This is a genomic window from Enterobacter sp. JJBC (assembly GCF_036936505.1).
Taxonomy (GTDB): domain Bacteria; phylum Pseudomonadota; class Gammaproteobacteria; order Enterobacterales; family Enterobacteriaceae; genus Enterobacter; species Enterobacter hormaechei_C.
In genome coordinates this window covers 4,552,387-4,570,952 of the sequence record NZ_CP136935.1, presented here as the reverse complement: position 1 = coordinate 4,570,952, position 18,566 = coordinate 4,552,387, and the positions used below count along the sequence as shown (strand labels likewise).

Below are 18,566 nucleotides of genomic sequence, written 5' to 3'. Positions count from 1 at the left end.
GTGCTCACGTCGCGAGACACTCTCTTTAACCAGGAATGTTGATCAGGGGTTCACATGCAGGGCACAAAAATTCGACTCTTAACCGGCGGTTTGCTGATGATGGCAGCAGCCAGTTATGTGCAGGCAGATGCGCTCCAGCCAGACCCGGCCTGGCAACAGGGAACACTGGCGAACGGTTTCCAGTGGCAGGTATTATCCACTCCGCAACGTCCGAGCGATCGCATTGAAATCCGTCTTTCTGTGAATACCGGCTCCCTCACTGAAAGCACCCAGCAGACCGGCTTAAGCCACTTTATTCCTCGACTGGCGCTCACCCAGAGCGGCAGTTTGCAGGCGGTTCAGGTGCGTTCTTTATGGCAACAGGCCATCGATCCGAAACGCCCGCTGCCCCCGGCTGTGGTCTCCTATGACTACACCATGTTTAACCTGAGCCTGCCCAACAACCGTAACGATCTGCTTAAAGAAGCGCTTACCTATCTATCCGATGCCACCGGCAAACTGGCGATTACGCCTGAGACCGTAAACTATGCGTTGAGCAACAGCGACATGGTGGCGACCTGGCCGACGGATACCAAAGAAGGCTGGTGGCGCTACCGCCTGAAAGGGTCCACGCTGCTTGGCCACGACCCGGCAGAACCGCTGAAACAGCCGGTGGATGCAGAGCAGGTGAAATCTTTCTACCAGCAGTGGTACACCCCGGATGCCATGACCCTCATTGTAGTGGGCAACGTGGACAGCCGTGCGGTGATAGAGCAGATCAACAAAGCCTTTGGCGATCTGAAAGGGAAGCGTGAAACGCCTGCCCCTGTTCCTACCTTGTCCCCGCTGCGTCCTGAGACGGTCAGCATCATGACGGATACCGTGCGTCAGGATCGTCTTTCAATGATGTGGGATACGGCCTGGCAGCCGATCCGCGAGTCTTCTGCGCTGCTGCGTTACTGGCGTGCGGATCTCGCGCGTGAAGCGCTGTTCTGGCACGTTCAGCAGACGCTCAGCAAGAACAACGTGAGAGATATTGGCCTGGGCTTTGACTGCCGTGTGCTGTTCCAGCGCGCCCAGTGCGCCATTAACGTGGAATCGCCGGGCGATAAGCTCAATGCCAATCTCGGCGTGGTGGCGAAAGAGCTGGCTAAAGTGCGTAAAGAGGGCCTGTCTGAAGAGGAGTTTAATGCGCTGGTGGCGCAGAAATCCCTTGAATTGCAGAAACTGTTCGCCACCTATGCCCGCGCCGATACCGATATCTTAATCAGCCAGCGCATTCGCTCCTTGCAGAATCAGGTGGTGGATATCGCGCCGGAACAGTATCAGAAACTGCGTCAGGACTTCCTGAACGGTCTGACCGTGGAGATGCTGAATCAGGATCTGCGCCAGCAGTTGTCGCAGGATATGGCGTTGATTCTGTTACAGCCGAAAGGTGAGCCGGAATATGACATGAAAGAGTTGAAGGCCACCTGGAACGCCATCATGGCGACGGCGCCGCAGCCAGCGCAAACGGCAGCCGATGATTTACATCAGGATGCGAGCGATATTCCGCAGGGCCAGTAAGCCCTGCGTCCCCTCTCCCTGTGGGAGAGGGTTAGGGTGAGGGCATCAGCCCGCCCAGTCCTTAAGCAGGCATCGCCTCGCGCGGAATAATCGCTCCGCGATACTGAATCACCGTGCTGGCCGTTAAATGACCGCGCTGCGCCGCCGCTTCCGGCGTACCTCCCGTCAGACGTACCGCCAGATACCCCGCGCTGAAAGAATCTCCCGCCGCAGTGGTATCGATCACTTTCTCTTTCGCCAGCTTCACCGCCGGGACCTCTGTCACGGCTTCACCTGCAACCGCCACCAGGCAAGACTCCGCCCCGCGCTTGATCACCACTTCGCTGACCCCGGCAGCCTGCGTCCGGGCGATGACCTCATCAACCGGTTTTTCGCCCCACAGAGCATCTTCATCATCCAGCGTCAGGAAGGCGATATCGGTGCATTCGAGCATCTGCTGGTAGACCTGCTGCGTCTCTTCGCGGCTGGCCCACAAACGTGGACGGTAGTTGTTATCGAAAATCACCTTACCGCCATTGGCACGGCATTCGCGCAGCAGTGACAGCAGCTTTTCACGGCTCTCCTGGCTCAGGATCGCCAGGCTGATCCCGCTCAGGTAGAGATAATCGAAGGTCGCCAGTTCTTCGCAAATGGCAGCGGCGGCCTCGCTTTCCAGCCAGAATTTGGCGGCCGCTTCATTACGCCAGTAATAGAAGGTGCGCTCGCCGGTGCTGTCGGTTTCGATGTAGTACAAACCCGGCAGGCGGTTTTCCATTCGCTGGATCAGCGAGGTCCCAACGTTTTCACCCTGCCAGGCTTCCAGCATCTGCTGGCTGAAGCTGTCCGTTCCCAGCGCGGTAACGTAGCTCACGCTCAGCGCGTCGGGGGAGACCTGACGGGCAATGTAAACGGAGGTGTTCAATGTATCGCCACCAAAACCGCGGCTGACTTCCGCGCCTTTCTGGGACAGCTCAATCATGCATTCGCCAATCACGGCAATTTTTTTAGACATAGTCGTGAACCTGAACAAAGTAATTAAGGGTAGTGTGCGCTGTGTGTTTTTTATGGTCAACTATATTAAAACGACGTTCCATTATTTTTTTTGAGCCAGCGCGTATTCCGGCATATTTCTGTCATCTTAATTTCATTTTCCCGGTGAATTGAACATAAAGTTCTCACCTGGCGGGCCGATAACTCAGTGACGAGTCCAGAAAGGCTATCCCATACAACAGGACATCCGAAATGAAGTCAGAGCAGGTTATCCAGCGGCTGAGCACTACGCCTGAGGCAAGTATTGAGAACTTGCAGGAGCATCGCTACTGGCTGCAATGTGAGCGAGCGTACACTTATCAGCCCATCTACCGTACCGACGGTCGGTTAATGGCGATTGAGGTGTTAACGGTCGTCACTCATCCATCGAATCCTTCACAGCGTATTGCACCGGACCGCTATTTTGCGGAGGTTGCCGTGCGTCAGCGTATCGACGTGCTGGAAGAGCAGCTGAGAATGCTGGCGACGAAGCAGGCGTTCTTCAAGCAGCACGGTATTCTGGCGTCGGTGAACGTGGATGGCCCCACCCTGATGGCGTTACGTCAGAATGCGACGTTGCAGGCGCTGATTGCTACCTTGCCGTGGATGCGCTTCGAGCTGGTGGAACATGTTCAGCTGCCGCAGGACTCCTCGTTTGCCTCGATGTGTGAGTTTGGCCCGCTGTGGCTGGATGATTTCGGTACCGGTATGGCCAATTTCTCCGCCCTGAGCGAAGTGCGTTATGACTACATCAAAGTGGCCCGCGATCTGTTTATCATGCTGCGCCAGACGCCGGAGGGACGGAACCTGTTTACGATGCTCCTGCAACTGATGAACCGCTATTGCCAGGGTGTCATTGTGGAAGGCGTAGAAACGCTGGAGGAGTGGCGCGACGTGCAAAATTCCCCGGCAGCGGCGGCACAGGGTTATTTCCTCTCTCGTCCTGTCCCCATGGATACCCTGGAAAAGGTGATAACCAGCCTCTGATCTGCCCGCTTCCCTTTGTCTGAACTATAGTTTTAGAGGCAAGTTCATCAGGAAAGGGGACAACAATGACAAAAACAACCAGGGTGATTTCCTGGACAGCAGGGATTTTCTTGTTGCTGATCGTGGTCTTAATCATCATTATCGCCACGTTTGACTGGAACCGCCTCAAACCGACCATCAACCAGAAAGTCTCAACCGAGCTGAACCGCCCCTTCGCAATACGTGGCGATTTGGGCGTCGTGTGGGAGCGCCAGAAAGAGGAAACTGGCTGGCGGAGCTGGGTGCCCTGGCCGCACGTTCATGCCGACGATATTATTCTCGGTAACCCGCCCGACATCCCCGAAGTAACCATGATCCACCTGCCGCGAGTGGAAGCCACGCTGGCGCCGTTAGCCCTGTTAACCAAAACGGTGTATCTGCCGTGGATCAAACTCCAGCAGCCCGACGCGCGGCTGATTCGCCTGTCAGAGAAAAACAACAACTGGACGTTCGATCTCGCCAGCAGCGGCGATAAAGATCAGAATGCGCAGCCCTCTTCGTGGTCTTTCCGCCTCGACAATATTCTGTTCGATCGGGGGCGGATCGCCATTGACGATAAAGTGAGTAAGGCTGACGTGGAGATCCTCGTCGATCCGCTGGGCAAGCCGCTGCCGTTTAGCGAAGTCACGGGCAGCAAAGCCAAAGGCGATGACAGCAAAGCGGGCGATTACGTCTTTGGCCTGACGGCGAAAGGGCGCTACAACGGCCAGCCGCTCACCGGTAAAGGCAAAATCGGCGGCATGCTGGCGCTCAGGAGCGAGGGCACGCCGTTCCCGGTGCAGGCGGATTTCCGCTCGGGCAATACCCGCGTGGCGTTCGTGGGCACGGTTAACGACCCGATGAACATGGGCGGCGTCGACCTCCAGCTTAAGTTTGCCGGTGATTCGCTGGGGGAACTGTACGATCTCACCGGCGTACTGCTGCCGGATACTCCGCCGTTTGAAACGGACGGGCACCTGGTTGCCAAAATCAACACCGAAAAATCGTCCGTCTTTGACTACCGTGGATTCAACGGCCGCATCGGCGACAGCGATATCCACGGCACGCTGACCTACACCACCGGTAAACCGCGCCCGAAACTGGAGGGGGACGTTGAATCCCGCCAGCTGCGTCTGGCCGATCTTGGTCCGCTGATTGGCGTAGATTCGGGCAAAGGCACGAAGTCTAAAGAGGTTAAAAAGGACGTTCAGCCTGCGGGTAAAGTGCTGCCCTATGACCGTTTCGAAACCGACAAATGGGACGTGATGGATGCGGATGTGCGCTTCAAAGGACGTAAAATCGAGCATGGCAGCACGCTGCCGCTGAGCAACCTCTCGACCCATATCATCCTGAAAAACGCCGACCTGCGCCTGCAACCGCTGAAGTTTGGCATGGCCGGGGGAACCATTTCATCGAATATCCACCTGGAGGGGGATAAAAAGCCGATGCAGGGAAGGGCGGAGATCCAGGCGCGTCGGCTGAAGCTGAAAGAGCTGATGCCGGACGTGGAACTGATGCAGAAAACCCTCGGTGAGATGAACGGCGACGCGGATATTCGCGGCACGGGTAACTCCGTAGCGGCGCTGCTGGGCAGCGGAAACGGCAACCTGAAACTGCTGATGAACGACGGGCTGGTGAGCCGTAACCTGATGGAGATCCTGGGGCTGAACGTCGGGAACTTTATCATCGGGCAAATCTTCGGTGACGACGAAGTACGCGTTAACTGCGCGGCGGCAAATCTGGATCTGGTCAACGGCGTGGCGCGTCCGCAGATCTTCGCCTTCGACACGGAAAACGCGGTTATCAACGTCACCGGTACCGCCAGCATGGCGTCCGAGCAGCTCGATTTAACCATCGATCCGGAAAGTAAAGGCATTCGTATCATCACCCTGCGCTCGCCGCTGTACGTTCGCGGAACCTTCAAAGATCCGCAGGCGGGCGTGAAGGCCGGGCCGCTGATTGCGCGTGGTGCGGTCGCCGCCGCGCTCGCTACGCTGGTGACCCCTGCGGCGGCGCTGCTGGCGTTGATTTCGCCGTCAGAAGGCGAAGCGAATCAATGTCGGACGATTTTGTCGCAGATGAAGAAGTAGTCCCGTTTCTCCCTCTCCCTGTGGGGTGAGGGATCCCCACAAAATAATGCCTGCACAGACGGCCCCCTCTCCCTTGAGGGAGAGGGCTGGGGTGAGGGGGAACATACGGCTCTGGTGGTCATTCCGTTCACGTTATGTTCCTTACTACTCTGTCACAACATAACCGGTGAACGTGCCAGGGTGGCTCAGTCGCCACCACCCTGGCGACCCGCCCTCTCGGCGCATCCCCGCGCCTCGCCCCGGCATTCACTTACAGCGCCTGATGCTTCGTCTCATGCGTCAGCAGCAACGCAATCAGCGTCAGCGCTGCCATTGCCGCCAGATAGACACCCACATAGAACAGGCCATAGTTCGCCTGAAGCCAGGTGGCGATATACGGGGCTACCGAGGCGCCCAGAATCGACGAAACGTTATAGGAGAACGAGGCGCCGGTGTAACGCACTTCAGTCGGGAACAGCTCCGGCAGCAGCGCGCCCATTGGGCCAAAGGTCAGCCCCATCAGGCTCAGGCCAATCAGCAGATACGCCATCACCAGCGCAGGGCTACCTGAACCCAGCAGCGGCGGGAAGACAAACAGCGCGAACAGAATAATCAGGGAGGTGATGACGATCATGCTTGAACGACGGCCAAATTTATCCGCCAGCAGGCCCGCGATAGGCACCATCACACCAAATCCGATGACCGCCATCATCAGCATCCACAACACTTCGTTACGTGGCAGGCCCAGGCCGACCGGCGCGGCGGCAGTACTGAAGGTCATGGAGTAAACGGTCATGATGTAGAACAGCGTGTAGGTCGCCAGCATGATGAACGTGCCCAGCACGGTCACGCGGAGGTGTTTGGTCAGCAGCGTCCCCAGCGGAACTTTAACCTGCTTTTTCGCCGCGGCGACTTTAGCAAAGACCGGCGTCTCGTGCAGCGACACGCGCACGTACAGGCCAATCAGCACCAGCACAGCAGAGAAGACGAACGGAATACGCCAGCCCCAGCTCATGAACTGTTCATCGGTCAGCAGCCAGGAGAGGAGCAGGAAGGTGCCGTTAGCAAAGAAGAACCCAATCGGTGCGCCCAGCTGCGGGAAAGAGCCATACAGGGCACGCTTGCGCGCCGGAGCGTTTTCGGTCGCCAGCAGTGCCGCGCCGCCCCATTCCCCGCCCAGCCCCAGACCCTGACCAAAGCGCGCCAGCGCCAGCAGCACAGGCGCCAGAATGCCGATAGTTTCATAGGTCGGCAGCAGGCCGATGGCGACGGTGGAGATCCCCATCGTCAGCAGCGAGGCAACCAGCGTCACTTTACGGCCAACGCGATCGCCAAAATGCCCAAAGACCGCTGAACCAATCGGACGCGCAACGAAGGCGATAGCAAAGGTGGCTAAAGACTGTAGCGTGGCTGCCGTCGGGTCGCCCTGAGGGAAGAAAATATGCGGAAAGACAATGACCGCAGCGGTGGCGTAAATATAAAAGTCGAAGAACTCAATGGCGGTGCCAATCAGCGATGCGACGACGACTTTATTGCGCGAGTTGACCGGAACGTGTTCCGCCCCTTCGTTAAGTGTGGTGGCTGTTGCTTGCATAATATTTTCTTATTTTTGGACGAACGAAGGGCCATATTAGGCATAGCAAAAGCGACATTTCAATCTGTAACAAAGGCATGGTGTGGTCATAAAAGCAACAAAAAGCGGATAATTTTCAGACCAGCGAAAACACTTCTATGAAATGCTTCGCACTTTTTAAATATCAGTCATTAAAACTGGTTTTGCGTTAAATAAAAGTTACGGACTGGATTTATATGCTGAAATGGCGGATCGGGCTGAAATATCAGCCCGACAGGACATCAGCGGTGGGTTTTACCCGGCATGCGCGGGTCATCTTTATACTCAGCCGTGGCGATCCACGCGGCGCAGAACAGCGTCAGGCGAGCGAAGAAATAGAAGAAAGCCATCAGCCCCAGCACCGAACCAAAGGCCGCGCCGGAGGGCGACTTCACCAGCGACGGCAGCGTATAGGTCATCACAATTTTGATCACTTCAAAGCCAATGGCGGCAATCAACGTCCCACGGATCAGCGCCTTCTTGCGCGGCCGATGGCGGGGCAAACGCCAGAAGATCCAGAAGAACAGCAGGTAGTTAGCAAAGATGGAGATGGCAAGCCCTATACCGCGCCAGGCCGGTTTCAGCCATTCAATATAATCCAGGTACAGCGCGGAGATAATCATCTGCTGCGCGGAACCGGCGACCGAGGTGATAGAGAGCGTGATGACCAGCGCCACCAGCAGCCCAATCAGCGAAATAAAGTCGCGCAGATACTTCACCCATATCTTCTCCTGATCCTGCGGTCTACGCTCCCAGACGTCACGCGACTGGGCGCGAATAGCCTCACGCAGGTTGCCCATCCAGTTCACCCCGGAATAGAGCGCAATCAGCAACCCGACGATACCCACAGTGGTACGCTGCTGCACGGCGGTGTTGATGGTGCTTTTGAGCGTTGTGGCGAGCGTCTGGTCGCTGACGTTGGTCAGGATCTTATTGAAGATGTCCTGCAACAGCGTCGGGTGAGACGCCAGCACAAAACCGGCGGCGGCAAATGACACCATGAGGATGGGGATCATCGACAGGAACGAGAAATAGGTAATCGCCGCGCCAAACTGATTTCCCATGCGGTCGTTAAAGCGCTCAGCGGCGCGTATCAGGTGAGCAATCGCGGGTATCTGCTGAATTTTTTCGGCTATGCCGGTCACGGTACCCAGCGCTTTGCTGGCCGTTCCAGGCTCTTTCGGCGCTTCAGGCTCGTTATCCATCTTTTTGATGGGTTCATAATCTAAATGTTGAGTCGGTCGTTGCGGGTTATTTTCCGGCGTCACGCGCATTTTCCTTTTCGTTGAGCTGGATGTTACTGAATTATAGCTTGCGACTAGTCCACGTAACCTTTTGTGAGTTCGGTAAGCCACTCCATAAACACATGCACCCGACGGGAGAGGTTACGGCGGTGGGGATAAATGAGGGAGACGGGCATTGGTTCAGCCCGATATTGCGGCAGGATCTCAACGAGTTTTTTCGTGCGCAGGGTATCACGCACCCCGACGCGCGGGACCTGAATAATCCCAAGCCCGGCGATACAGGCGGCCTGGTAGGTTTCTGTGCTGTTAACCGTCAATACGCCCCCCGTTTTTACCCACTGGGTCGCGCTGCCGTTGTAATATTCAAAACCCTGCGGACGGGTGCCCAGCGTGGCGGAGTAGTGAATGAGGGCATGCGAAGCCAAATCGTCCAGCGTCTCAGGGTAGCCGAATCGCGTCAGATAATCCGGGCTGGCGCAGTTAATCACCGAGAGCTTCCCAAGCGGCCGGGCGATAAGCCCGGAGTCCTTTAAGTTTCCCACGCGAACCACGCAGTCAAATCCTTCGCGGATGACATCGACCAGACGATCGCTGCTACTCAGCTCCAGTTCAATGCCGGGAAACTGTTGTAAAAATGCAGGCAGTTTCGGAATGACGACATTTCGCGCAATGGCAACGGGCATATCCACACGTAGCCGACCGCTGATGGTTGAAGGGTCGTGCAGGAACATGCCGTCCAGTTCGTCCAGATTCATCAGCAGATCTTTGGCGCGCTCGTAATAAACCATGCCGTCCTGCGTCAGGCTGACGCGGCGGGTAGTGCGGTGCAGCAGCTGCGTGCCCAGCGCGTTTTCCAGTGCCTGGATCTGTCGCGATACGCTCCCCTTCGGCAGGCTTAACGTCTCCGCCGCGCGGGAAAAACTCTCCAGTTCCGCGACCCGAAGGAAAAGCTGCATTGCGTGTATTTTATCCATAGATGTTGGTCATTGTTGTTAAGAATGAAACAGTGAAGCGCTCACGGCACTATTTATTGATTTTCTACCATCTAATAAGCTCTTTCTCAATCTTCATCACAGCCGAAACGAGGTGAATTATGAGTGAACGTATTGCTTTAGTGACGGGCGGTAGCCGCGGCCTGGGTAAAAATGCCGTTTTGAAGCTGTCCGCGGAAGGGACAGGCATTATCCTCACCTGGAACAACAGCCAGCAGGAGGCGCAGGAAGTTGTGCGCGAAATCGAGGGAAAAGGCGGAAAAGCGGCAGCATTGCAGCTCAACGTCGGCGATACGGCAAGCTTTTCGCGCTTTGCTCAAAAGGTGAAAGATACCCTTAAACACGTCTGGCAACGTGACACCTTTGACTATTTAGTGAACAACGCAGGTACAGGGTTATATGCACCCTATACCGAGACGACCGAGGCGCAGTTTGATGATGCGATGAACATTCACTTCAAAGGACCGTTTTTCCTCACGCAACAGCTGCTGCCGCTCATAAAAGACGGAGGGCGGATCCTGAACGTCTCCAGCGGACTGGCCCGTTTTACTCAGCCCGGTTCAGGAACCTACGCGGCAATGAAAGGGGCGATGGAGGTGCTGACCCGCTATCAGGCAAAAGAGCTTGGCGCGCGCGGAATTTCCGTCAATATCATCGCGCCCGGCGCGATTGAAACCGACTTTGGGGGCGGGCGAGTGCGGGATAATGCGGAGCTTAACCAGCTGCTGGCCTCGCAGACAGCGCTGGGACGCGTGGGCCTGCCCGATGATATTGGTGACGCCATTGCGGCGTTGCTCAGTGACAAACTGGGCTGGATGAATGCGCAACGTATTGAAGTTTCAGGCGGTATGTTTCTGTAATGTTCAGTCTTAAGGGGAAGGAACCCTCTTAAGGAAATCCTTAAAACAGGTATGTCTAAATGCTGGAAGATATAAAGAGAGCTGGGTGATTTGTAACCTCTCCATTCATTGAGTTTTTTCTTAAAAAATGCCTCTGTAGAATCCCCCTTCGCTATTCTCAGAGGAGTAAAACGATGCGAGTAATCATGTTTGACAGGCAGTCATTATTTATTCATGGAGCGATGTATAGTTTGCAGAAGTTAATTCCGAAAATAGATATGACAGGAACTCGTCAGACTGATGAATTATGGGCGCAATTATCCGCGTCACCCTCCGCTATCGTCATGATAGATGGGAATTTAATTCGTGATAATGGTGTGGCTTTACTGGAAGAGATTATGGATCGCTTTCCAACGTCGCGCGTGGTGTTGGTGTTAACGAAAAAAGAGCGGCGTTGGGTTGAGCAAATGTTTCAGCGCAACGTGGTGGCGATAATTCCCCGCAATGCGAATCCCGAACGCTTTTCCGCAGTGCTGGATTCTGTATCGCGAGGAATGGTCTGTTTTCCCGGCGAGTGGCTGAAGCAGCACACCTCTCAGGATGAACTGGCAGTGTTAAGCGAGCGCCAGCGTGAGGTATTGAAGTTACTGGCGGCCGGAGAGTCCAATAAAGAGATTGGACGTAATCTCAATATCAGTGCGGCAACGGTAAAAGCCCATCTTGAGACGCTTTTCCGGCGTCTTGATGTCAAAAACCGGACGCAAGCCGCGATGTACTACACCCGGGCGACGGCCTGAAGGATCTTCTCTGGCAGAGGGGACTCTTCCCCAAAACTGAAGAGGGTTAATATCAGTGCGTCATGCTGCTGTTGGGTTAATGGGCGTTTGTTCATTTCCCGCAGCAGCGCCTCACATAATTGAATATCATTACAAAGCAAATTCTCCGCCTCAGTCGGCGTGATGAGACCGTTAAATTTTTCCCACTGGCGAATTACGTGACCATAACCTATAACCCATATTCCCTTTTCGTCACGGTATTTCTCCAGGGAAAGACCCTGTTGTTTTTTAATTAATGCGATTGCAGCAGAAGATATCTGCATTGCATAACCCGTCATAAGCGTTTCCTCTTAATGACGCGACTATAGAGGAAACGCCGCCGGGGAAATATCCGCCAAATGGCTGTTGATCAGGTTTAACTGAACGGGAATTCCTTTTTCAGTAAACCGAACAGCCAGTCGTTATGCCATTGCCCTGAAAGGAAATAACTCTCGCGCAACTCACCTTCCAGCTGAAAACCTGTTTTTTCCAGCAGTCGCCTGGAGGCGATATTTCCCGCCGTCACGGTCGCGGTGAGCCGACGGATATTGCCCTGAGTCAGCGCAAAATTACACACAGCCCGCAGAGATTCAAAGCCGTAACCTTTCCCCTGCGCAGAAGGCGCAAAGAGAAAACCGACTTCTGCACAATCTGCTTCCCGGTGCACATATCCGGTTACGCCCAGCGGCGTCTGGCTGGCCGTCTCACGCACCATAAGGCAGAGCCAGTGCGAACTGCCCGGCGTCCACGGCAACAGACGAGACTCAAAGGCTTCCCGAATGTCCGCCTCGCTACGCGCAGGGGCGACAAAACGCATTACCTCAGGATTTTGCTGTAGCGACAGAAAAAAGGGCCAGTCTTGCTCTTGCAGCGGCGAGCAGGTGAGACGCGCGGTGGTTAAGGCGGGCATGACGATCCTCCGGAGACATTGCAAATGATTATAAGGTTGTCACTTTATTTCAACAGAAAGTCAGGTATGTTTAACCTCATATAAATAAAAAGAAAAACGACTTTTAATGCCGCTTTAGCGGTACTCATTGTCTCTCAAGGAAAACAATGATGATTAGCTCATCGCATCATACCCGCGAACAGTTTGAACACTGTCTGGCGGCGATCCGTCAGGCGTCTGTTGAAATTTTACTTCTGTTGAATGTACATGTTTCTGAAGGAAAAGATCCACGCTGGTTTCTGGAGCAACTGGATAGCGCCCGCCTGGGGCTGGGCGGGTGGGGCGCTGTAGCCAGGAAGCTGAACCTGAATGATGCGGAAATGACAGCCTTTACGCTGCAATTACGCTTGCTTCAGCAGCGCGTTCCCCAGTATGAAAGCGGGCAGGATGTCAGCGAAAACCAGCTGATTGCGGCGATGCGCTTCGTCACCTCCCTTGAATATCTGCGTCTGCAACAGCCCCTCCTGACCTACGAAACCGGGAGGATGCCAGAGAAGGAGAGCCAGCTTCAGGCGCAGAAACAGGTGCGTGCCATTGAGCTGATGATTAGAGGGCTGATACAGCAGGCGTGGCCCGATCCGGTGCGGCTGAATAATCATCTTAAGACGTTGTTTAACGCTGAACGCGTGCGTCGCTGGCTGAAAAACGGTGAAATTAATGATGTTCTGAGCGGCATGTTATTCAGCGAACTGGCCCAGCTGCTGGTGGATAAAAAAGAATTTAGCCGCTACTACGCGCCGCTGTTTAACGCCCCGCACATGCTGACGCTGCTGGTAGAGCCCCGCAAAACCCTGCAAACCTTCCTCGAAGATATTCGACAAATCCGCAACAGCATCACCGTGCAGCAGCCGTTAAGCGGAGCGCAAATCCAGCTGCTCGACTGCTATTACACGCAGATCACCCGCTCCGTTCAGCGCGCGTTTGAGGAAGGGCGGACACGCGTTAACCCGGCGGCGCTGATGGCGGTGGACGAAAGCGAGCTGCACGCGTTCTGGGAAAAGGCGCAAAAAATGGACCGCACCACAGGCGGCGATCTTTTTGAAGTGCGCGACAGTATAGAAAAACCGACTCAGCGTGCCACGCGTACGCCAGAGCAGCGCGAACAGCTGATTTCCGGCGTGCTGTGGGGAGCGGTTGGCGTGATGGTTATCGCGATTGTCGTGGGGGGATTCTGGCTGGTGAACAGCAGTAAACCGCAGCCGGCTGTGGCCAGTACGGCATCTCCCGCACCGGTGCAGGAGATGCGCGAAACGCCTTCCTCGCGAGAAACGCTGACGCGGATGGGTGTCACCTGGGATGAAAACAACTTCCGTTCAGCGATTAGCCGCAACGATACCCGGGTGGCGCTCCTGTTTTTGCAGGGCGGGATGGACTGGAAAATGTCATGGACGGAGGAGGCGTTGTCGGCAGGCTACGACGATGTGCTGGAAGTAATGTTGCGCTACCGCCTGCAAATGACAGAGCAAAAGCCCTGCCGACGCTTTATTAATACGCTTAGCCATGCGATGGCGAACGGGGAATCGCTGACGCCTATGCGTAAGCAGTACCTGAAAGCATTCTGTACCGTCCCTGCGGTGGTGAAACGCCAGCAGCACGACGCCGATATGGCAACGCGCCGCGCGAAGACGCAGCCCGATGCCAGCACAAAAAAATGGCAGTCCATCCAGACTGCCATTTATGAGGTGATTCGTTAACTTTTCCCTCTCCCCTCAGGGGAGAGGGTCAGGGTGAGGGGCAAGGCTCAAGGTTCACCATATAACCCAATCAACCGCCGCACCACGCCATTCGTCCAGCCGAAGCCATCCTGCAACGGATACTCCCCCCCGCCACCTTCGCGTGGCGTGCTGCTGGCGATGTGGTACTTCTCAATCAGCTTATGATGGGTTTTGTAGTAATGGTTCACCGTGTGCAGCCAGCTCCAGGCGATCTCATCTCCCAGCGAGTCGTTGCCGTACTGCTTGAACCCCTGGATCGCCATCCACTGGAGCGGCGCCCAGCCGTTCGGCTTATCCCACTGCTCCCCGGTTTCATATTCGGTGGCGAGAATACCGCCCGGCGTGAGCAGACGGGCTTTAACGGCATCGGACAGCCGTTCAGCCTGCTCATGCGTCGCCATGCCCACATACAGCGGCACAATGCTGGCCGCAGAGAATAGCGCCAGGGCTTCACGCCGCCAGTCGTAATCACGATAACAGCCGTTCTCTTCGTCCCACAGATAGCGGTTTACCGCCGCGCGCCGGTCGCTGGCTTTCTGGCGGAACAGATCAGCCGTCTCTTTATCCCCTTTCGACGCGGAGATATTGGCGATAGCGCTCTCCAGTTTGAACAGGAATGCGTTCAAATCGATGGGGATAAATTGTGTTGTGCGGATGCTGGCCAGCCGCGCAGGATCGCGCAGCCAGCGGGATGAGTAATCCCATCCTGAGGCTGCCCCGGCACGCAGGTCACGGTACACCTCGTTCGGCGGACGACCAGAATGACGGGCAGTTTCAACGTCCTCGATCCACGATTCATCCCGCGGCGTATCGCGATCGTCCCAGTAACGGTTGAGCAATGAGCCATCCGGCATACGAACCGCACTGCGATAGGCCTGATTGAGCAGCAGCGATTCCGCCCCGTCCATCCAGAAGGCGTACTCCATCTTGAGGTGCTCAAGATAGCGCTTCGCCCCGCGCACGCCGTCCTCTTCAAACAGCTCCACCATCAGGGCAAAAACGGGCGGCTGGGAGCGGCTGAGATAGTAGGTGCGGTTGCCGTTCGGGATATGGCCGTAGCGCTCAATCAGCCAGGCGAAGTTATCGGCCATACATTTCAGCAGATCGTTACGACCGCTTTCTGCCAGCCCCAGCATGGAGAAGTAAGAGTCCCAGTAGTAGGTCTCGCTGAATCGCCCGCCGGGCACAATATAGGCCTGCGGCAGCGCCAGCAGCGACGACCACGGGATGTGATCCTGCGGCTCGCGCGTCAGCACCGGCCACAGATTATCGATATGTTCTTTCAGGGACAGGCCGGGATCAGAGACGTACTCTTTGCTGTAGTCCTCCGGTAGCCAGAAGTGATTCTCCACAAAGCGCGCCAGGTCAAAATCACGGTGGCGACGCACCTTGCGATAGCGGATCAAAATATCCAGCGGATCCATCTTCGGCGCGCAGTCGGGAAAGGTTTTGCTGTCCGCAAACAGCCGCGACGACTGGACGTGTTCAAACAGTTCAAGGTAGCGGTCAGCGGGCGTAAGGGCATCGGACGCCGGCAGCCCTTCAATCATTTCCGGTTCCGGCTCTGCCTCGATCATCTCATCCAGTTTTAACTCACAGGGATCGGTTTCATAGCGCAGCTCTTCTGCAATATCGAACTCGATATCCTCGGCAGTCTGTAGTTTCTGGTTGAACATGGTGTTCAGGACCTCCGGTTTTTGTCGTAACAAATACGGGTTTTTCCCGGCTATCTTTTAAGCGTAGACATTCGCTTCGGTTAATGCGGTGCGAAGTGTGCGGTAGATCACGCTTTCAAAATGGATTTAAACACGCTGAAAATCAGATATCCCTTTGATTATGAAATCATTAAATCAGAATCTTTGGAAACAGAGCAGGAATAAAATTCAGAGCATTCGGTATTCTGCATATACGCAGGGATTAATGTGCCTGACGCGCATTGCCTTGAAGGCTGTTGGCGGTTTGATTGGCTTTCTGGCTGGCGCCTTCGCTTTTATCCATCGCCTTGCTGGCCGCTTTTTCTGCATGGGCGGCGCTGTACGCAGCCAGATGGGAAATCACGATGGCGTAAATGCTCATTAACGACACCCACAGAATGCTGTTTTTCCACCACAGCAGGGTAGGAATAGTCAGTATCGCCCATACCAGCGCGAGAACAAGGTGCATTTTGGCAATCAGTTTTGCGGTGATCTTTACGTGCATTTTCATATCTCTAATCTTTTTCCGTAGTAACAGGCGAACGCGTAGCGCTTTCTAAGATTAGTTAATTCCACCGCGGGTAGCGGGTTATTTTGTTACCGTTTGTACACCCGTTAGGTTTACCTGCCCAGGGCACAAAAAAACCGGCCAGTTGGCCGGTTTTGTTGCGGATCAGACCGATCAGCGCATGGTCACAAATTCTTCCGCCGCAGTCGGGTGGATTGCCACGGTGTTATCGAAGTCTTTCTTCGTTGCGCCCATCTTCAGCGCCACCGCGAAGCCTTGCAGGATCTCGTCCATGCCGAAGCCAATGCCGTGGATGCCGACGATCTTCTCTTCCGGGCCCACGCAGACCAGCTTCATGCGGCACGGCTGACGGTGCGAGGTGACCGCGGTATACATCGCGGTAAACGCCGATTTATACACTTTCACCTGATCATCGCCGTACTGCTCACGCGCCTGCGGCTCGGTTAAGCCGACGGTACCGATTGGCGGGTGGCTGAAGACCACGGTCGGAATGTTGCTGTAATCCAGATGTTCGTCCGGCTTGTTGTTAAACAGACGCTCGGAAAGACGACGCCCCGCCGCCACGGCAACCGGCGTCAGCTCTACGGCACCGGTGTTATCACCGACGGCATAAATGCCCGGTACGCTGGTGTTCTGGAATTTATCAACGACAATGTAGCCTTTTTCATTGGTTTTCACCCCGGTTGCGGCCAGGTTGAAGTTGTCGGTGGCCGGTTCACGGCCAATCGCCCAGATCAGGCAGTCAACGGTCTGGCTGCGGCCATCTTCCAGCTCCAGCGTCAGGCTACCGTCCGCATTTTTCACCACCGCTTTTGGCACGGCGTTGGTGTGCAGGGTTGGGCCTTCGGCGTTCATCACCTCGACCAGCGTGTCGACGATCAGCGGGTCAAAGCTGCGCAGCGGCGCGTGTTTACGCACGAACAGGTGCGCTTCCGCCCCCAGGCCGTTAATCACGCCGGCCAGTTCAACCGCAATGTAACCTGCGCCCACAATGGCAACGCGTTCTGGCAGAGCAGGCAGCTCGAAGAACCCGTCGGAGTCAATACCGTATTCCGCGCCCGGAATGTGCGGGTGGCTCGGACGGCCGCCGGTGGCGATCAGGATGTGATCGGCGGTGATCGTCTCGCCGTTCACTTCGATCGTCTTCGCATCCACGAAACGGGCAAAGCCGCGGATCACGTCGACGTTATTCTTGCCCAGCACGTTATCGTACGAGGTGTGAATACGGTCGATGTAGGCGGTACGGCTGGCGATCAGTTTATCCCAGTCGAAGTGGTTGATGGTGGTGTCAAAGCCGTAGTCCGGGCCATACATATGGATAGCTTCACGGATTTGCGCGGCATGCCACATCACTTTCTTCGGTACACAACCCACGTTCACGCAGGTGCCGCCGAGTTCTTTGGCTTCAATCAGCGCACACTTCTGGCCGTACATGGCTGCACGGTTGATGGAGGCGATGCCGCCGCTGCCGCCGCCGATTGCGATGTAGTCATAATGCTTAGTCATAGCGTTGTCCTTAATCGTGAATTGCCGCGATTGTATACCTGAAATCAATAGTTTCCACCGATGGCTGCGATTACTCCGGCACGATCCAGCTCACGGTGGCGTGACCCGTACCGGCTGGCACCAGCGTTTTGTGCAGCCACGGCAGCACGTTGTTCATCTGTGCTTCGAGCTTCCACGGCGGGTTAATGACGATCATGCCGGACGCGGTCATGCCGCGCTGGTCGCTGTCAGGGCGCACCGCCAGCTCAATTTGCAGGATTTTGCGAATGCCCGTCGCTTCGAGGTCTTTGATCATGCGTTTAATTTGCGCGCGCAGCACTACCGGATACCACAGAGCATAGGTGCCGGTCGCAAAGCGTTTGTAACCTTCGTTAATGCCGGTCACCACCGCCTGATAGTCGGTTTTGATTTCGTACGGTGGGTCAATTAGCACCAGGCCGCGACGGGAAACCGGCGGCAGTTTGGCTTTCAGCTGCTGGTAACCATCGGCTTTGTCTACGCGGGCGCGGTTATCTTTCTGAAACTCAGAACGCAGCAGCGGGAAGTCGCTCGGGTGCAGCTCGGTTAACTGGAGGCTGTCCTGCTCGCGCAGCAGCTGGCGGGCAATCAGCGGGGAGCCAGGGTAGTAACGCAACTGGCCGTTGCGGTTGAAGTGATTCACCACGCCAATGTACGGCTCCAGCTCGGCAGGCAGATCGTCCTGCTGCCAGATACGCGCAATCCCTTCCAGATATTCACCGGTACGCTCAGCATGCTCGCCGCTCAGCTGATAACGGCCCGCGCCCGCGTGGGTGTCCAGATAAAGGAACGGTTTATCCTTTTCTTTAAGCGATTCGATGATCAGGCTCTGAACGGTGTGTTTGAGGACGTCGGCGTGGTTGCCTGCGTGGAAGCTGTGGCGATAACTGAGCATGGGTAATGATATTCCGCTGAATTGACGATTTGCCACAGTTTACAGCAGAACGGCACAGATTACCCGCAGGCCCGGTAAGCGCAGCGCCACCGGGCTCTTTTCCGCCACGTCTGGCATTGAAATCCTCTACA

At 55.7% G+C, this 18,566-nt stretch carries 16 protein-coding genes; 6 read left to right on the top strand and 10 right to left on the bottom strand.

The features are described 5' to 3' along the window. The first annotated feature begins 54 nt into the window (after window positions 1-54). The gene (locus RY075_RS22030) at window positions 55-1,545 is read left to right on the top strand and encodes a pitrilysin family protein (protein ID WP_045344214.1); all 1,491 of its coding nucleotides are present in this window, start codon (window positions 55-57) and stop codon (window positions 1,543-1,545) included. Between the two features lie 61 nt (window positions 1,546-1,606). Here the strand turns inward: RY075_RS22030 and RY075_RS22025 are convergent, their stop codons facing one another. Next, a complete protein-coding gene (locus RY075_RS22025) occupies window positions 1,607-2,536 on the bottom strand; it encodes a sugar kinase (RefSeq protein ID WP_003861191.1) in 930 nt (309 codons plus the stop codon). Between the two features lie 230 nt (window positions 2,537-2,766). Here RY075_RS22025 and pdeH point away from each other — a divergent pair, with 230 nt between their 5' ends. Further along, window positions 2,767-3,540, top strand: a complete 774-nt coding sequence (gene pdeH / locus RY075_RS22020; protein WP_023323857.1) for a cyclic-guanylate-specific phosphodiesterase — start codon at window positions 2,767-2,769, stop codon at window positions 3,538-3,540. A gap of 65 nt (window positions 3,541-3,605) precedes the next feature. Continuing rightward, a complete protein-coding gene (locus RY075_RS22015) occupies window positions 3,606-5,648 on the top strand; it encodes an AsmA family protein (protein ID WP_017693812.1) in 2,043 nt (680 codons plus the stop codon). 250 nt (window positions 5,649-5,898) lie between these two features. Here the strand turns inward: RY075_RS22015 and RY075_RS22010 are convergent, their stop codons facing one another. The 3 genes from RY075_RS22010 to RY075_RS22000 form a co-directional block, all read right to left on the bottom strand. Further along, the gene (locus RY075_RS22010; protein WP_003861198.1) at window positions 5,899-7,221 is read right to left on the bottom strand and encodes an MFS transporter; all 1,323 of its coding nucleotides are present in this window, start codon (window positions 7,219-7,221) and stop codon (window positions 5,899-5,901) included. Between the two features lie 260 nt (window positions 7,222-7,481). Then, window positions 7,482-8,507, bottom strand: coding sequence for an inner membrane protein YhjD (yhjD, locus tag RY075_RS22005; protein ID WP_003861199.1), 1,026 nt, complete (start codon window positions 8,505-8,507; stop codon window positions 7,482-7,484). Between the two features lie 50 nt (window positions 8,508-8,557). Then, complete coding sequence (locus RY075_RS22000) at window positions 8,558-9,457, bottom strand: LysR family transcriptional regulator (RefSeq protein ID WP_063869400.1); 900 nt, start codon at window positions 9,455-9,457, stop codon at window positions 8,558-8,560. A gap of 119 nt (window positions 9,458-9,576) precedes the next feature. On the opposite strand from RY075_RS22000, the gene RY075_RS21995 reads away from it, so the two are divergent. Both RY075_RS21995 and RY075_RS21990 read left to right on the top strand, forming a co-directional pair. Next, window positions 9,577-10,335: an SDR family oxidoreductase gene (locus RY075_RS21995; RefSeq protein ID WP_302378232.1), complete on the top strand. Its 759-nt coding sequence runs from the start codon at window positions 9,577-9,579 to the stop codon at window positions 10,333-10,335. Between the two features lie 173 nt (window positions 10,336-10,508). Further along, window positions 10,509-11,111, top strand: coding sequence for a response regulator transcription factor (locus RY075_RS21990; RefSeq protein ID WP_045345678.1), 603 nt, complete (start codon window positions 10,509-10,511; stop codon window positions 11,109-11,111). Here RY075_RS21990 and RY075_RS21985 read toward each other — a convergent pair. Both RY075_RS21985 and RY075_RS21980 read right to left on the bottom strand, forming a co-directional pair. Beyond that, window positions 11,090-11,428, bottom strand: coding sequence for a lysozyme (locus tag RY075_RS21985; protein ID WP_003861206.1), 339 nt, complete (start codon window positions 11,426-11,428; stop codon window positions 11,090-11,092). The genes RY075_RS21990 and RY075_RS21985 overlap by 22 nt on opposite strands. A 77-nt stretch (window positions 11,429-11,505) precedes the next feature. Beyond that, window positions 11,506-12,039, bottom strand: a complete 534-nt coding sequence (locus RY075_RS21980) for a GNAT family protein (RefSeq protein ID WP_109949069.1) — start codon at window positions 12,037-12,039, stop codon at window positions 11,506-11,508. Between the two features lie 146 nt (window positions 12,040-12,185). On the opposite strand from RY075_RS21980, the gene RY075_RS21975 reads away from it, so the two are divergent. After that, window positions 12,186-13,772 carry an STY4199 family HEPN domain-containing protein gene (locus RY075_RS21975; protein WP_096947331.1) on the top strand — a complete coding sequence of 529 codons (1,587 nt, stop codon included), beginning with the start codon at window positions 12,186-12,188 and terminating at the stop codon, window positions 13,770-13,772. A gap of 47 nt (window positions 13,773-13,819) precedes the next feature. On the opposite strand, the gene RY075_RS21970 is transcribed toward RY075_RS21975, so the two are convergent. The 4 genes from RY075_RS21970 to RY075_RS21955 all read right to left on the bottom strand — a co-directional run bounded on the left by RY075_RS21970 (window position 13,820) and on the right by RY075_RS21955 (window position 18,435). Next, entirely contained in the window at window positions 13,820-15,469 is a 1,650-nt protein-coding gene (locus tag RY075_RS21970) for an alpha,alpha-trehalase (protein WP_003861211.1), read from the bottom strand. Window positions 15,470-15,710: 241 nt separating this feature from the next. Continuing rightward, the gene (locus tag RY075_RS21965; RefSeq protein WP_338627961.1) at window positions 15,711-15,998 is read right to left on the bottom strand and encodes a monooxygenase; all 288 of its coding nucleotides are present in this window, start codon (window positions 15,996-15,998) and stop codon (window positions 15,711-15,713) included. A 171-nt stretch (window positions 15,999-16,169) separates the two neighbouring features. Then, window positions 16,170-17,522, bottom strand: coding sequence for a glutathione-disulfide reductase (gene gorA / locus RY075_RS21960; protein ID WP_003861215.1), 1,353 nt, complete (start codon window positions 17,520-17,522; stop codon window positions 16,170-16,172). A 70-nt stretch (window positions 17,523-17,592) separates the two neighbouring features. Next, window positions 17,593-18,435 (bottom strand): 23S rRNA (adenine(2030)-N(6))-methyltransferase RlmJ, encoded by an 843-nt coding sequence (locus RY075_RS21955; protein WP_006808562.1) that lies wholly within the window; start codon window positions 18,433-18,435, stop codon window positions 17,593-17,595. Between the last annotated feature and the right edge of the window lie 131 nt (window positions 18,436-18,566).

What these genes read in the sequence shown, in the direction of transcription:
- RY075_RS22030 (WP_045344214.1), top strand. Translation starts at nt 55, where the DNA reads ATGCAGGGCACAAAAATTCGACTCTTAACCGGCGGTTTGCTGATGATG.
- RY075_RS22025 (WP_003861191.1), bottom strand. Translation starts at nt 2,536, where the DNA reads ATGTCTAAAAAAATTGCCGTGATTGGCGAATGCATGATTGAGCTGTCC.
- pdeH (WP_023323857.1), top strand. Translation starts at nt 2,767, where the DNA reads ATGAAGTCAGAGCAGGTTATCCAGCGGCTGAGCACTACGCCTGAGGCA.
- RY075_RS22015 (WP_017693812.1), top strand. Translation starts at nt 3,606, where the DNA reads ATGACAAAAACAACCAGGGTGATTTCCTGGACAGCAGGGATTTTCTTG.
- RY075_RS22010 (WP_003861198.1), bottom strand. Translation starts at nt 7,221, where the DNA reads ATGCAAGCAACAGCCACCACACTTAACGAAGGGGCGGAACACGTTCCG.
- RY075_RS22000 (WP_063869400.1), bottom strand. Translation starts at nt 9,457, where the DNA reads ATGGATAAAATACACGCAATGCAGCTTTTCCTTCGGGTCGCGGAACTG.
- RY075_RS21995 (WP_302378232.1), top strand. Translation starts at nt 9,577, where the DNA reads ATGAGTGAACGTATTGCTTTAGTGACGGGCGGTAGCCGCGGCCTGGGT.
- RY075_RS21990 (WP_045345678.1), top strand. Translation starts at nt 10,509, where the DNA reads ATGCGAGTAATCATGTTTGACAGGCAGTCATTATTTATTCATGGAGCG.
- RY075_RS21985 (WP_003861206.1), bottom strand. Translation starts at nt 11,428, where the DNA reads ATGACGGGTTATGCAATGCAGATATCTTCTGCTGCAATCGCATTAATT.
- RY075_RS21980 (WP_109949069.1), bottom strand. Translation starts at nt 12,039, where the DNA reads ATGCCCGCCTTAACCACCGCGCGTCTCACCTGCTCGCCGCTGCAAGAG.
- RY075_RS21975 (WP_096947331.1), top strand. Translation starts at nt 12,186, where the DNA reads ATGATGATTAGCTCATCGCATCATACCCGCGAACAGTTTGAACACTGT.
- RY075_RS21970 (WP_003861211.1), bottom strand. Translation starts at nt 15,469, where the DNA reads ATGTTCAACCAGAAACTACAGACTGCCGAGGATATCGAGTTCGATATT.
- RY075_RS21965 (WP_338627961.1), bottom strand. Translation starts at nt 15,998, where the DNA reads ATGAAAATGCACGTAAAGATCACCGCAAAACTGATTGCCAAAATGCAC.
- gorA (WP_003861215.1), bottom strand. Translation starts at nt 17,522, where the DNA reads ATGACTAAGCATTATGACTACATCGCAATCGGCGGCGGCAGCGGCGGC.
- RY075_RS21955 (WP_006808562.1), bottom strand. Translation starts at nt 18,435, where the DNA reads ATGCTCAGTTATCGCCACAGCTTCCACGCAGGCAACCACGCCGACGTC.